11 protein-coding genes are annotated in these 12,561 nt (G+C 62.9%); 7 read left to right on the top strand and 4 right to left on the bottom strand.

Going from position 1 to position 12,561, the window contains the following annotated elements; all coding sequences use genetic code 11:
• Positions 1-217 precede the first annotated feature (217 nt).
• Together Q0X85_RS09995 and Q0X85_RS10000 are read left to right on the top strand one after the other, a co-directional pair.
• The gene (locus tag Q0X85_RS09995) at positions 218-1,408 is read left to right on the top strand and encodes a plasmid recombination protein (protein ID WP_297771742.1); all 1,191 of its coding nucleotides are present in this window, start codon (positions 218-220) and stop codon (positions 1,406-1,408) included.
• Positions 1,409-1,423: 15 nt separating this feature from the next.
• Positions 1,424-2,023 (top strand): DEAD/DEAH box helicase family protein, encoded by a 600-nt coding sequence (locus Q0X85_RS10000; RefSeq protein WP_297771743.1) that lies wholly within the window; start codon positions 1,424-1,426, stop codon positions 2,021-2,023.
• A 71-nt stretch (positions 2,024-2,094) separates the two neighbouring features.
• Here the strand turns inward: Q0X85_RS10000 and Q0X85_RS19805 are convergent, their stop codons facing one another.
• Positions 2,095-2,550 (bottom strand): HNH endonuclease signature motif containing protein, encoded by a 456-nt coding sequence (locus Q0X85_RS19805; protein ID WP_366129747.1) that lies wholly within the window; start codon positions 2,548-2,550, stop codon positions 2,095-2,097.
• Between the two features lie 94 nt (positions 2,551-2,644).
• Here Q0X85_RS19805 and Q0X85_RS10010 point away from each other — a divergent pair, with 94 nt between their 5' ends.
• Entirely contained in the window at positions 2,645-3,238 is a 594-nt protein-coding gene (locus Q0X85_RS10010; protein ID WP_297771745.1) for a hypothetical protein, read from the top strand.
• A 69-nt stretch (positions 3,239-3,307) separates the two neighbouring features.
• Here the strand turns inward: Q0X85_RS10010 and Q0X85_RS10015 are convergent, their stop codons facing one another.
• Positions 3,308-5,095 carry a DUF3987 domain-containing protein gene (locus Q0X85_RS10015; protein ID WP_297771746.1) on the bottom strand — a complete coding sequence of 596 codons (1,788 nt, stop codon included), beginning with the start codon at positions 5,093-5,095 and terminating at the stop codon, positions 3,308-3,310.
• 506 nt (positions 5,096-5,601) lie between these two features.
• Positions 5,602-5,952 (bottom strand): hypothetical protein, encoded by a 351-nt coding sequence (locus Q0X85_RS10020; RefSeq protein WP_297771747.1) that lies wholly within the window; start codon positions 5,950-5,952, stop codon positions 5,602-5,604.
• Positions 5,953-6,044: 92 nt separating this feature from the next.
• Here Q0X85_RS10020 and Q0X85_RS10025 point away from each other — a divergent pair, with 92 nt between their 5' ends.
• Positions 6,045-6,410 carry a hypothetical protein gene (locus tag Q0X85_RS10025; RefSeq protein ID WP_297771748.1) on the top strand — a complete coding sequence of 122 codons (366 nt, stop codon included), beginning with the start codon at positions 6,045-6,047 and terminating at the stop codon, positions 6,408-6,410.
• Between the two features lie 322 nt (positions 6,411-6,732).
• Here the strand turns inward: Q0X85_RS10025 and Q0X85_RS10030 are convergent, their stop codons facing one another.
• On the bottom strand, positions 6,733-7,356 hold the full coding sequence (locus Q0X85_RS10030; RefSeq protein WP_297771749.1) for a TetR/AcrR family transcriptional regulator: 624 nt from the start codon (positions 7,354-7,356) through the stop codon (positions 6,733-6,735).
• Positions 7,357-7,451: 95 nt separating this feature from the next.
• On the opposite strand from Q0X85_RS10030, the gene Q0X85_RS10035 reads away from it, so the two are divergent.
• The 3 genes from Q0X85_RS10035 to Q0X85_RS10045 are packed head-to-tail and all read left to right on the top strand — an operon-like array spanning position 7,452 to position 12,041.
• Entirely contained in the window at positions 7,452-7,667 is a 216-nt protein-coding gene (locus Q0X85_RS10035) for a hypothetical protein (RefSeq protein WP_297771750.1), read from the top strand.
• Between the two features lie 4 nt (positions 7,668-7,671).
• Positions 7,672-8,970 carry a hypothetical protein gene (locus tag Q0X85_RS10040; protein ID WP_297771751.1) on the top strand — a complete coding sequence of 433 codons (1,299 nt, stop codon included), beginning with the start codon at positions 7,672-7,674 and terminating at the stop codon, positions 8,968-8,970.
• On the top strand, positions 8,967-12,041 hold the full coding sequence (locus tag Q0X85_RS10045; protein WP_297771752.1) for an efflux RND transporter permease subunit: 3,075 nt from the start codon (positions 8,967-8,969) through the stop codon (positions 12,039-12,041). The genes Q0X85_RS10040 and Q0X85_RS10045 overlap by 4 nt, the downstream gene beginning before the upstream one ends.
• The last annotated feature ends 520 nt before the right edge of the window (positions 12,042-12,561 follow it).

Below are 12,561 nucleotides of genomic sequence, written 5' to 3' on the forward strand. Positions count from 1 at the left end.
GAGCGATGACCCAGGAGTGGAGAGGTCCAGGAGAGGCGGCGCGATAGCCCCTCTCTTGTGTCCCGCGGAAGGCGGCCCGGCTGGCAGGCCCGAACGATGCAATCCTGAACAAGCGCCGAAGGGGCGCAGTGCAGGTTGCTTAGTGAGTATCCACCCCGCACCCAGCAGGAGCGGGATCAGGATTGGGGCCCCACCTCCTCCAAAAGGAGCCCCTACGATGACACAAAAGAAACACCCCCTGGTATTCGGCATGCGATCGCTTTGGCCCGGCCAACTCGTCCGCGTGGAAATGCACCAGACTCGGACCGGCGGAGACCTCTCACACATTCGCCCTGGCCGCACACATCTGAACCAGTTCCTGATCGGTGGGCCGGGCTGGAGAGAACAGCTCGAGGAAGACATCGACCGCGCTTCCGAGCTCAACTATAGGCACGCCTATTCGGCGCGGCGATGGACCCGGAAGCGCAAAAGCGAGGCACAGAAAATCCGACGCGCTGGCCCGGTCGATCCGTGGAAAAGAGATCGTGCGGAAGGCCCATTGCGAGAGGGCGTCTTGACGGCGAACAAGGTCCATTTTGAGGGAGACACGCCTGGCTTTCCGAGCGTCGAAAAAGAGGACGCATTCCGCCGGGCAGCTATGAAATTCCTGGTCGATCAGTTCGGCGAAAGCTGCGTAGCGGCCTGGTCGGACTCCGATGAAGAGGCGTTCCATATTCACTTTGTCGTCGCGCCGTGGGTCGTATCTGAGAGCAAGCAAGCGGGCAAGCAGCGCCGCCTGGAGCCGTCATCAATTCCGGTCGTGAAGTCCTACGAGGCCGGCCACGACATCGCCGCTGAATACTTCAAATCTGCCGGCCTGGTGCGTGGTGAAAAGCGCGCCCAGGCCCGGCGTGATGCCTTCGCGGCTGAGGCTGAAAGCGAGCTGCCGCGGGAGAATGTTCCGTGTCATGAATGGCGCGCAGATGAAGCCGTGAGGCTCTACGAAAAGCGAAAGAAGGCGGCCAGGGCGTGGCAGCAAGCGAGGCGCAAAGGAGCCGCCGCAAAGCAGACCCAGGAGCGCGTCGAAAGGATGGAAGCGGAGGCGCGCAAGGCGCGGGCGGAGACCGCGGCACAGGCGCGCCGGGATCGCCAGGAGCGCGAAGCCCGGGCCGCGGAAATCGCTGAGCGTGAGGCAGCCCTGGTCGATCGCGAGGAGGCCGCAAAATCGAAGGAGGCCGATCTCACCAGGCGCGAAAAAATGATGATCGAGGGCGCCAACAAGTTCATGGAGTTCGGCGACGCAATCCGGGCCGCGGCGACGAAACTTGGTCTCGGAGATCACCCCATTGTCGCGGGCGGGATGCGCGCTCTCCAGGGCATGCGAGATCTTGTGGTCGCGGACAAGAAGAAGGACAAGGCCGCCCGCTGACGGCGCAACAAATTCGTGGTCGGGACCGATATTCTCGGTATGCAAAAGGTCACGCTCAGATACTATCAAGAAGCCCAGATCCAGGCGATCCGAGAGGCGTTCCGGCGCGGGCTCAAGTCTGTCCTGGTGGAAAGCTGCACTGGGTCCGGCAAGACAACGACGCTGAGCGAACTTTCCCGCTTGGTCGCAGTCCTGGCGGCAATCGACAAGCTGTGGCGCGTCTGTGTCATCGCACACACCGAGCGCATCTGTCAGCAACTTCGGGAGCGCCTCGAACTATTCGGCATCGACGCCGGAATGATAAGAGCAGGCTACCCGGAGGAACTCGACAAGATCGTCCAGGTCGCGTCCATCCAAACGCTCGCAAACAGACTCGATCGTGTGGGTGACTTCAACCTGCTGATCATCGACGAATGCCACCACGCCTGCGCCGCGAACTACCGCCGGGTCTATGCGCATTTCGAGCGCGCCAGGCATGTCGGTGTCACCGCGACGCCTGACCGTCTCGATGGCCAGTCGCTCTCCGACATTTACCAGGAGATGATCGTCGGCCCTGCGTTCTCTGTGCTCATCGCCCAGGGCTATTCGTATTCTTCACCCGCCCCTGCGCGATGAGATCTCGGACCGTGGTTTTCTTTTCTTCAGACATTGGTAACTCCTGATGTTCGAGCTTCGTTCCTGCTCTCTCAGGGGATACGCCCCGCAGATCTCGGTCCAAAATGGAGGCCCAGGTTTTTCTCAAAGCAGCCCTGGTAGCCGTTTTTGGCTCTCTGTCTGTCTCTCTCGCAGGTCTTGCAGTTGCCGCGAGTGAGTCTCACACCGTCGCGGTATCGCTTGGTCGGGAAGTCATCCTCGGGCGCTGGCCGACGGCATGTCGTGCATCGCTTCCACCAGCGGCCGTCCTGGTCAGTCCAGTGGCCGCAGTGCTCGCGCTTGTGATCTTGGGGCAGCAACGCCTCGAGATTCCGGATCTTATTGTTCGTCCGGTCGCCGTCTCGGTGGTGGATCTGGTAGCCACCCGGGATCGGGCCATGCGCGCATTCCCACACATGCCGGTGCTCGGCGACGATGCGGCCGTCGCGGAAGCCCAGGTGGATATATCCGTCCTGGCTGATCCAGCGATATTTGACGCGGTGTGCCATACCCGGGAAGTCGGGCCCGGATTTCGCATCCGCTCCAAATTTTCGTCACAGTCCGCTGGCAGGTTCGGCCAGAATCAGGAAAGGATTGAGCAGAATGGAAAAAACACTTTACAGATCGACGAATAGTCTCGGTGACTTGTTGGTTCAGCTCGGCGATGACACAAAGCAAGACTTTACTTGTCATCTATATGACGATGGTGTCGCGGAAGTGCCCGGCCCAGGCTTCAGGATGCGTAGGATCCCGGACGACATCGCGGCAGAGCGCGGCATCAAGGAGCCGACGGGGAGTGGCGACCTGTTTTTGATCACGCAGTTCTTCAATGACGTTGACAGAACGACATTTCTTGGCGCGATCTCGGGCCGGTATGAATTTCCGGTGCACGCTGATGAGGAGACTGTCACCGCGATCAAGTCAGAGATGGACAAGCGGTATCTTAGCCAACTCGCCGACGCTCTCGCGCGCAACCCCGAAATCTCCGAGCCCGCGACGGGATACACATGGACCGCGCATCCGATCGACAGAATTCCGGGGATCAAAGAAGAGGGCCGGGCGGCATATGTCGCTCACGATGGCGGAGATCAGTATTTTTCCTTCGATGTGCTCGACGATGGAACCACGGATGTCATGGATAAACCTGGATCCGGGATCGCGGAAATACTCTTCCTGGAGCTTCACGCTGACGCATAAAAAAGGCCCCGGCGCTGGGCCGGGGCAAGTTCACTACCGAGTGCCCATTACCCCGGAGCCAGGGAACTGTCAGGCAGCCTTAGACACCGCCTTTCGCATCCGACGGACACGAGTGGCCGCCTTCGCGATCTCCGCCTTTACCGCCTCACGCTCAGCACGTACTTTCTCAGCGCGCAGGGCAAAGATCTCATGGACGCGAGGGTTTACGATCCACTTCATTTTGCCGAAGTCCCGCCGAGAGCACCCCTCGGATGGGCGCACCCACGCCGACATCTCGAGCATTTTCATCGACTGATCAAGGGTCGCCTGATCATTCTTGAGGCCCTTGCGGACGCGGGTGAGATCATAGACTGAGACCCTCTCGCGCTTGTTGTCGGGCTTCGATGTATCGTCGCCTTTACCGATACCATGGGTCAGGATGTAGTCCGCAATCCAGCGGCCCTCATCCATCACCTTATCGCCCTCACCCATGACCTCGGTATAGACCCGGGCTGCCTCGGGCAGGAGGAACTTCGTCAGGAGGCGGTAGGCTTGCCGCGCAGTCGATCCGGAGACCGGGGTGGAGCTGGGCCATTTGCCGGACTGGGCGCACTTGATGAAGTGGAAGACCATCGAGATCCTCGCATGCATACCGGCCCATTTATTGAGGTGCAGCGCGAGACCAGCCGGAACGCCCGGCATACTCTTCATCGCGCTGGTGAAGATCTTGAGATAGCGGCGCACCGCCGCGGCTTGTTTTGAGAAAATGACGGTCTGTTGGGTGTCTGGCATCAACTCGAACTTGGTCGAGATCGTCCGGACTACATCGACATACTGCTTGACCAATGTCTCATTCGGGGCGTCCTCACTTTCCGGCAACTCGAAACCGCGCACGATCATGAAGCGAGCCAGGAAGCCGTCCTCGGTGTTTCCCTTGAAGATATCAGCCAGGCGCTTGTCTTGAATGCCGCCCATGAGCGAGACCGAGAAAGGATCCGCGATGAGTGGCTCCCGTGGCTGACCGTCCTTGACCGCCCCCTTTCGATCGACAGTCACCGGGTCGCCATTGTAAGCGGAAAGCCACATGGCGCGGTCCTTGTCGCTGGCACCTGTGTATGCTCCAAATGATCCGAACAGGGCAGTCAGCTCGTCCCGCACCATTGTCACACCGGGCTCGTTCTCGGCGCAGATCGCAACGAGTGCCTCGGTCGTGGCGTCGTCGACAAAAGCGCGCTTGAGGATCGGTGCTTCGGGCTTCTCGGGCATCTCAATTTTGACGCCGGCCTTGCCTTCCTTTCGAAGCTCGCGGCGCTGGGCCTTCACATCCTCGCAGGCCTCTTTCCAGATCGCGAACTCGCGACGATACTCCTCCATCTCCTCTTCGAACTCTGCACGCCACTCTTTCTGAAGGACCAGCAGAGGCAAAGCGCCCAACTTGATGGCCGTGGTCTTCTTGACGCCGGAGTCCCCTGTCAGACCCGTCCATGTTATCGGAGGTTCCTTCCAATAGGGGTTCTTCGGCTTGGGCTGCACTTTCCACCCGGCAGGGATAGCGGTGCCAACCGATCCAAGGGCCGGGATCGCGATCGCGGCAGCGTTGATCCCGTTGATGCGTCCCTGGTCCTTTGCATACTCGAAGATCTCCGGCGGGATCATTGTCGCGTCGAGAACCTGCTCGCCTGTCAGGTCAATGGATCCGAAGATGTCGAGAGGCTCAACCGCTGACGGAGACCTGTCCGTCTCTTCGGTTTCCCCATCTTCATCCTGATCGTCTTCTGCATTTTTCCGGATGGTGCGGCTCTCGCCGGCGATCTCTTCCAGGATGTCGTCGTATGAAGCGGCGACATTGCGCTCATGCGCGGTGATGTGCTTTGTCATAATGACCTCAGTGCTCGGTAGTTATCTACTCCTCTTGACGGGAGCAAAAGGGACATGGGTCCCGGCACCGGCATCTCGGAAATCAGATTTTCACAAAAATCACATTGGGTACGGTGTTTTTTTGTGAAAGGTGAAAAAACCTCCGTAAAAACAGGGACTTTTTTATTCCGTTGGCGGCGTTCTTCGTCGATTTTTGGCGTTTCGAGGGCCGTTAAAAATGCCAGTAAAAACAGGGGCTTTTTATGTTTCCACAAAAACAGCACTTGCGCGCGCGAAAGTAGTACTTCAATTGTTTTTAACACCCATACCCATAGATCATTAAGGGTATCTGTCTGTCTTCCATGTCATACTGGGGATCCTGTCTCTCACACACGCGCAAGTGCGGAAATTGTGAAAAAGTCCTAAACCATTGACAATGAACAGGAAATCGAGACGGTCAAAATGGGCGATTTGGCCTGAAATTGAAGTGCTTAGTCCCGAAAACCCCCAGTAAAACCAGGTTATTTTCAGTTTTTCACAAAAATACGCCCTGCCTTGGTGCGGAAAGTGTGAAATCCTTCGCCCCTCTCAACCTGGCCAATCTCCCAATTCTGAACAGAAAGGGAGCAACGCCAGCCATGAGAGACATACAGACAGAGGTGGAGCGCGATCTCAGCCTTATAGCCGGGAACCTCGATAGCGCATTTCCGGACTGCGCGCCGGTGATGATCATTGCGGTAGGTCAGCAGGGTTTCATCGAGCACCGGGTTATCGCAAATGTGATGGTCGATTATCTCGGTAACGTGACATTCCGAGGTCCCGTCAACGATAAGGCCCACCTCTTTCTCCACCTCTTCGGCTACCGCGTCGAATGGCACCGCGGCGCGCCCATGACATACACCCTATGCGGATCCGCCAAGAGTCTGAGCGCGCATGAGAGAATGTCGGCACGCGAGAGGGGGGACCTGCTGTGATACCCATCGAAGCGCGCATCGACGAACTGGAATCAGACCTGGGCCGGGTTGCGGCGTGGATAGAACACCGCTTCCCCGAGCTCGGGCGGATCCGGATCCATAGCGCACTCCAAGACCCAGGCGTACCTTTCCGCGAGGTCGCTGCAGTCCTGGTTGAAGCCAACGGAGAGGGCCTGGACCCAGGCCTGGCAGTCACCGAAGCAAAGCGATGCTTGAAGAAATACGACTGGCATGTTCGCTGGTATAGCGGCGAGCCTATCGCCGCCGGGGTGTGGTCAGACGCTGTGCCGCCGCTTCCGATCGACTGGTTGAATACTCTTGTATGGCTCGAGGATGGAAATCCAGTGTTCGGGCCGGACTGATGAAAATAGACCCCGCCCTCATTGAAGTCCATCGCCGACCTCACCCGCATCAATTTCGACACGACGTCAGCTACAACGGCGTCATAATAGATGGTCACACGCTCAATGCATCTCCGGATGCTGACACAGATCATCTCAGATGTATCGCTGCAGGCCGACTCCAGGCGTTGCTCGATAGCGAATCTGCGCATGAGCGTCTTGCTTTCATACGCAAGACAATGGTCGATTAGCCTTTTGACCCCGGCCACCGCGCCGGGGTTTTTGCTTTGCAGCAAGCGACCAAAACCGAGGGGTCCCCATGACGCCCGCGATGCGCGAGGCCCTATTTGTCTTGCACATCTGGTGGGTCCTCCTGCGTGCGTAGCAGCGCCGTCTGTAGCTCGAAGAGACGGAGGCCTTCCTCGACGAGGGGAAAGCCGCGCGCGCCCAGCGTCCACCGGATCGCGACCCCTTGCACCAGCGATGCCAGCAGCATCGCGGCATCCTCGGCCGCGACGTCGCGGCGCAGATCGCCCGAGGCCTGTTGATCCCGAAGCGCGGCGACAAGGCGCCCCTGGAACGTGGCGAGAAGCTCGCGAAACACGTCCCTTAGTGCGGCATTGTCCACCTGCAACTCTCGCGAGAACAGGATCGAGGGCAGGGCGGGCGTCCTGGCGATGGCGGTCAGTTGCGCCTCGATCAGCGCCTTCAGGCGCGCGTCTGGCGCGGTGGCCCGTGCCTCGGCCGCACTCCACCGCTGGCGAAGTCGCTCCGCGATGTCCTCGGCGACGGCCAGCCAGAGGGCGCCTTTGAACGGGAAATGTCGAAAGATCGCCGGCTGGCTGAGCCCGACCGCCCGGGCCACATCCGTCGTGCTGAGACGGTCTGGGCCTGTCTCGTCTGCCAGCCGCAGCACCTCTGCGACGATCTGGGCCTTTCGATCTTCCGCACTTTTGCGGCCTGCCATGCGCGCCTCTCTTGTTAGTGATAGATAACTTACATACACTTCCGTCATCCGCAACCTCCATTCCGAGTCGTACCTATCCGACAGAAAGGCCGCGCATGCGCCCCGAGACTGCCCCAAACGGCCATTCCGGCCTGCAACTCGCACTGCACGGGCCCGTTTGCGCGCTGATTGCGCGGCAATACCTGTCAAAGGATGCGATGTCCGAGGCATGGGATCGTATCGCCAAGGGCCCCGAGGCCGAGTTCGACCCGCTTGTGTTAACCCACGGGGCAGGCGCGGCGCTCGCGCGGATGCGCCGGGCGCAGGGCTGAGCGCATGCGGTTTGCGCCTCTCTTCGCCCTGCCGCCCATCGCGCTCGGGATCGCTGCCGCGGTCTGGATGATTTCATCGGCCCCAGGCCCCGCACAGCTCGAAGGGGAAGCACCGGCCCATCCTGTCCGCGTCCTCACCGTCGCGGCGCAGGAGATCCGTCCCAGCGCCACCGCTTGGGGCAACCTGCGGGCCGCCGAGAGCTGGGTGGCGGTGTCCGAGGTGCAGGGCGAGGTGATCTGGCGTCACCCCGACCTTGAGCCGGGCCGCCTGATCCCGGCCGGGACGGAGGTGCTGCGGATCGATCCGGCCGATTACGAACTGGCGCTGGCGCAGGCCGAGGCCGACATCGACGCCTTTTCCGCCGAAGCCGCGCAACTGACCGCCGAGACCGCCAACACGACCCGTATCCTCGCGCTGGAGCGCGAACGGCTGGCGCTGGCCGAGGGCGACCTTGCCCGGACCCGCCGGCTGGCCGAACAGGGCACCGTGCCCCAGGCGCGTCTGGACGAGGCTGAGCGTGCCACACTTCTGGCCCGGCGCACGGTGGCGGAGCTGGAAAACACGCTGGCCCTCATCCCGTCGCGCGAGGCGCGGATCGTGGCGCAGATCGCGCGGACGCAGGCCGCCCTCGACCGCGCCCGAAGGTCGCTTGACCGGACCGCGCTGACGACGCCCTTCGACCTGCGCGTGACCGAGGTGAGCGCCGAACGCTTTCAGACCATAGCACCCGGCCAGGTGGTCATCCGCGCCGACGGGATCGCCGCGGCCGAGGTCGTAGCGCATCTGCCGATCGACAGCTTTCGCCGCCTCGTCGCCAGTGTGCCCGGCGGTGTCACCCTGGGTGACATGATGCGCGACTTGCCTGCCACGCAGATCGACGTGACGCTCAGCCCCTTGTCCGACCCCGCGCAGGAATGGCCCGCGCGCGTCAGCCGGATAAAGGGGGTGCTCGACATCCGCGTCCGCACCGTTCCCGTGGTGGTGACGGTTGACGAGCCTTACGCCGGCGCGGACCCGCCCCGTCGTCTGCCGCTGGTCTCCAACATGCAGGTGCAGCTTGCCTTCAAGGGCGCGCCGCGAAACGGGGTCATCGCGATCCCCGAAGCGGCGTTGCACGCCGGAATGGTGCGTGTCGCCGGCCCCGATGATCTGCTGGAACTGCGCGCCGTCACACCCGCCTTCGCCCAGGACGGGCAGGTGGTGATTGCCGAGGGGCTTACCCCGGGCGACCGCGTGGTGATCGACGATATCGCGCCCGCCATTCCCGGCATGGTGCTGTCGCCGGTAGAGGCTAAGGAATGATCCGCTGGTTCACCAGCCATCCGACGGCAAGCAACCTTCTGCTGCTCCTGTTCCTGGCCGCGGGTGTCTTCGCCGCGCCCGGCCTCTTGCGCGAGACCTTTCCCGATTTCCGCGCAACCGAGGCCGAGATAATCGTCCCTTGGCGTGGCGCCACGGCGGAGGACGTGGAAAGTGCCATCTGCGCGCCGCTCTGGGACAGGGTGCAGGGCGTCGAGGGGCTCGAGACCCTGACCTGCACCGCGCAGACCGGCCGCGCCCGTGCTGTCGCGACCATGGCCCCCGGCAACGACGCCCTGCGCTTTGTCAATTCCCTGCGCACCGAGGTCGCGGCGATCGATACATTTCCGGCCACGGCCGATCCCGCCATCACACGCGAGCTGAACCGGACCGATCCGGTCACCTCCGTCGCCGTCTCGGGCGATCTGCCGCTGGCCGAACTGGACCTCTACGCCGACGACCTGTCCGACCGGCTGAGCGTCTTGGCCGGGGTGGCGACGGTGACGCGGTCGGGGCTCGGGGCGCGCACGCTGCGCATCTCGGCGCGCGAGGCGGTGCTGACCAGCCACGGGCTGACGCCCGCGTCCTTGGCCAACGCCATCGCCGCCCAGAACATCGACCTGCCCGCCGGCACGCTGGAGGGCGCGGGCGCCGACCTGACCCTGCGCTTTGCCGCCGAGCGGGACACGGCGACGGCGCTTGCCACGATCCCGGTGCTGGTCCTGCCCAACGGCGCGACCCTGACCTTGGGCGACGTGGCCTTGATCGAGGAAAGGTTCGAGCCGCCGCAGGACCGTGCCTTCGTCGATGGCAGGCCGGCCATCCTGATCGACGTTGCCAAGGCGCTGGACGCCGACGCGCTGGGCGTCCTCGATGACGTGACGGCGCTGGTGGCGGCAGAAACGGCGCGCCTGCCAGACACCGTCAAGGTTGAGGTGGTGCAGGACGTGACTTCCATCATCCGCGACCGTCTGCTGATGTTGGTGCAGAACGGCGTGATCGGCCTTGTGCTGGTCGTCGCCGTGATGAGCCTCTTCTTCCGCCCCGGTTTCGCGATCTGGGCCGCGATGGGCTTGCCCGTGGCCTTTGCCGGGGCCTTCGCCTGGATGGCGTTAACCGGCTTCAGCCTGAACATGATGACGCTGGTGGCACTGCTCATGGCGATCGGGATCGTGATGGACGATTCCATCGTGATCGCGGATTCGATTGCGGTGCATGCCGCCAAGGGGGCAACGGTTGAAAACGTGGCCGCTGGCGTTGCCGCCGTAGCGCCCGGTGTCCTCTCGTCCTTCCTGACCACGCTGGCCGTGTTCCTGCCCCTGGCCTTTCTGGCCGGCGAGCTGGGCGCGGTGCTGGAGGTTCTGCCGGTCGTTCTGCTGGCGGCCCTTGCCGCCTCGCTGGTCGAGGCCTTCTTCATCCTGCCGCATCACCTGAAGGGCGGGATGAAAGAGCGCGCGCCGTCACGCTTTCGCCGCCGCTTCGAAGCGGGGTTCGACGCGCTCCGCGAGCACGGCGTGGGGCGTTTGGCCGATGCCGCGATCCGGGGCCGCTGGCTGGTGGCGGGGCTGGCCGTTGCCGCGCTGATCGTGACGGTCGGCGCCCTCGGCGGCGGCGTGGTCAAGCGCGAGGCGATGCCCGAGATCGACGGTGACGTGCTGGAAGCGCGGCTGATGCTGCCCGCGGGCGCACCGGTGGCGCGCACGTCGGAGGCTGTCGCGCTGGTCGAGGCTGCGCTCGACCGTGTGAACGCGCGCCTCACGCCCGAGCAGCCAGACGGACAGGCGCTGGTGATCCGCCATATCACGCGCATGGGGCGCAACCTGTCGGCCGGCGAGGCCGGCGCCCATGTCGCCACCGTCGCGGTAGACCTTCTGGGGGCCGAGACGCGGACCACCACGCTCGACGAGATCGCCAGCCTCTGGCGCGCGGAAATCGGCCCGCTGCCCGGCGTCTCCTCGCCGATCCTGACTGAACCGGGCATCGGCCCGCAGGGGATTGCGGTGGAACTGCGCCTGACCCATCCCGACATCGCGACGCTGGAGAATGCGGGCCGCGCCACGATGGCCGAGTTGCAGACCTACGCGGGCGTCCGCAACGCGATCCTCGATCTGCGACCCGGCACGCCCGAGTTGCGGCTAAGCCTGTCGCCAGGGGCCGAGGCCCTGGGGCTGACGGCAAGCGATGTCGCGGCGCAGCTGCGCGCCGCCTTCCTTGGCACGCAGCTTGCCGAGATCCGGCGCGGCGACCTTGCCTGGGATCTGGAAGTCCGGTTGAACAACGCCGACAGGGCCACCCGCGCCGACCTGACCGAGTTCGAGATCGCATTGCCTGAAGGCGACACTGTTCCGTTGGGAACCGTGGCCACCCAGACTGAGGGTCGGGGGTGGGGCATCATCACCCGCCGCGACGGTCAGCGCACCCTGACCGTTTCCGCGGATGTCGACGGACGTGTCGGCAATGCCGACGCGATCACGGCCCGGATGGCCGAAGGATTCCTGCCAGAGCTCGTCGTCACGACCTCCGGCCTCGGCTTCGAGATTGGCGGGCAGGCCGCGAATTCTGCGGAAACCGTCGGCTCGATCCTGCGGGGCTTCGCGATCGGCCTTGTCGGCGTCTACATTGTGCTCAGCTTCCAGTTCCGCAGCTACATCGAGCCGCTGATCGTCATGATCAGCATCCCGCTGGCCTTTCTGGGCGTGATCTGGGGGCATGTGCTGATGGGCTACAACATCTCCATGCCGTCGCTGGTGGGGGCGGCCTCGCTGGCGGGGATCGTCGTGAACAACGCCATCCTGCTGGTCGGCGTGATCAAGACCCGCCGCGCCGAAGGCCGTTCCGCCACGGATGCCGCCGGAGACGCCGTCCGCGCCCGGTTCCGGCCGATCGTCGTGTCCGTTTCGACCACCATAATGGGCATGGCGCCGCTGCTGCGGGAAACCTCGACCCAGGCGCAGACGCTCAAGCCGCTGGTGATCGCAGTGGTCTTTGGCCTTCTGGCCGCCACGGTGCTGACCCTGCTGGTGCTTCCGGCGTTATACGCGATGCTCGATGACATGCGTCCGGACAATCGGTGAGACGCGGAACGCTGTTGCGGAGAGAGGCGTTTTTACACTCCATAGGCAACAGGAATTGATCAGAAATCCCATAGACCGAAATTTCGTGCCGCGACGCGACTTGCTGCCTTCATCGCGTTGCCAACCCCGGGCGCCAGAAAGGTGCGCTGCGAAACGCACGAATGACGGCCCTGTTAAGCCGCCTTGCAGCGTTTGTTTGATAGGTGAAGTTCTGGACTGGGCCGTCCGTGATGAGGCGAGACACGCTGCATGCGCGAATTCGAGGTGGCGAGCCGCGGTCAGTAAGGGCTCGAAACGGACATTGCATTCAGAGCCCTCTGCGCTCATCTGCACCACGAAATGCAAAGGGCTGGCATCCCGGGGTCCCTGGTAATGCGGAGGGCGAGCGACTTGCAGCGTTCTCGTGCATGAATCGCAAAAATGCCACCGCACAAAAACACCGGCCGCGTTTGAGCTGATTGGACACATGTCCAGGGCAAAGGCAGGAAATATCATGTCGACAAAGCCCAATCCGAACTCC

Source organism: uncultured Roseovarius sp., from assembly GCF_947259555.1.
Classification (GTDB): Bacteria; Pseudomonadota; Alphaproteobacteria; order Rhodobacterales; family Rhodobacteraceae; genus Roseovarius.

Excerpts from the sequence above, each read along its gene's own strand:
- Q0X85_RS09995 (WP_297771742.1), top strand. The coding sequence starts at position 218 with ATGACACAAAAGAAACACCCCCTGGTATTCGGCATGCGATCGCTTTGG.
- Q0X85_RS19805 (WP_366129747.1), bottom strand. The coding sequence starts at position 2,550 with ATGGCACACCGCGTCAAATATCGCTGGATCAGCCAGGACGGATATATC.
- Q0X85_RS10010 (WP_297771745.1), top strand. The coding sequence starts at position 2,645 with ATGGAAAAAACACTTTACAGATCGACGAATAGTCTCGGTGACTTGTTG.
- Q0X85_RS10015 (WP_297771746.1), bottom strand. The coding sequence starts at position 5,095 with ATGACAAAGCACATCACCGCGCATGAGCGCAATGTCGCCGCTTCATAC.
- Q0X85_RS10030 (WP_297771749.1), bottom strand. The coding sequence starts at position 7,356 with ATGGCAGGCCGCAAAAGTGCGGAAGATCGAAAGGCCCAGATCGTCGCA.
- Q0X85_RS10035 (WP_297771750.1), top strand. The coding sequence starts at position 7,452 with ATGCGCCCCGAGACTGCCCCAAACGGCCATTCCGGCCTGCAACTCGCA.
- Q0X85_RS10040 (WP_297771751.1), top strand. The coding sequence starts at position 7,672 with ATGCGGTTTGCGCCTCTCTTCGCCCTGCCGCCCATCGCGCTCGGGATC.
- Q0X85_RS10045 (WP_297771752.1), top strand. The coding sequence starts at position 8,967 with ATGATCCGCTGGTTCACCAGCCATCCGACGGCAAGCAACCTTCTGCTG.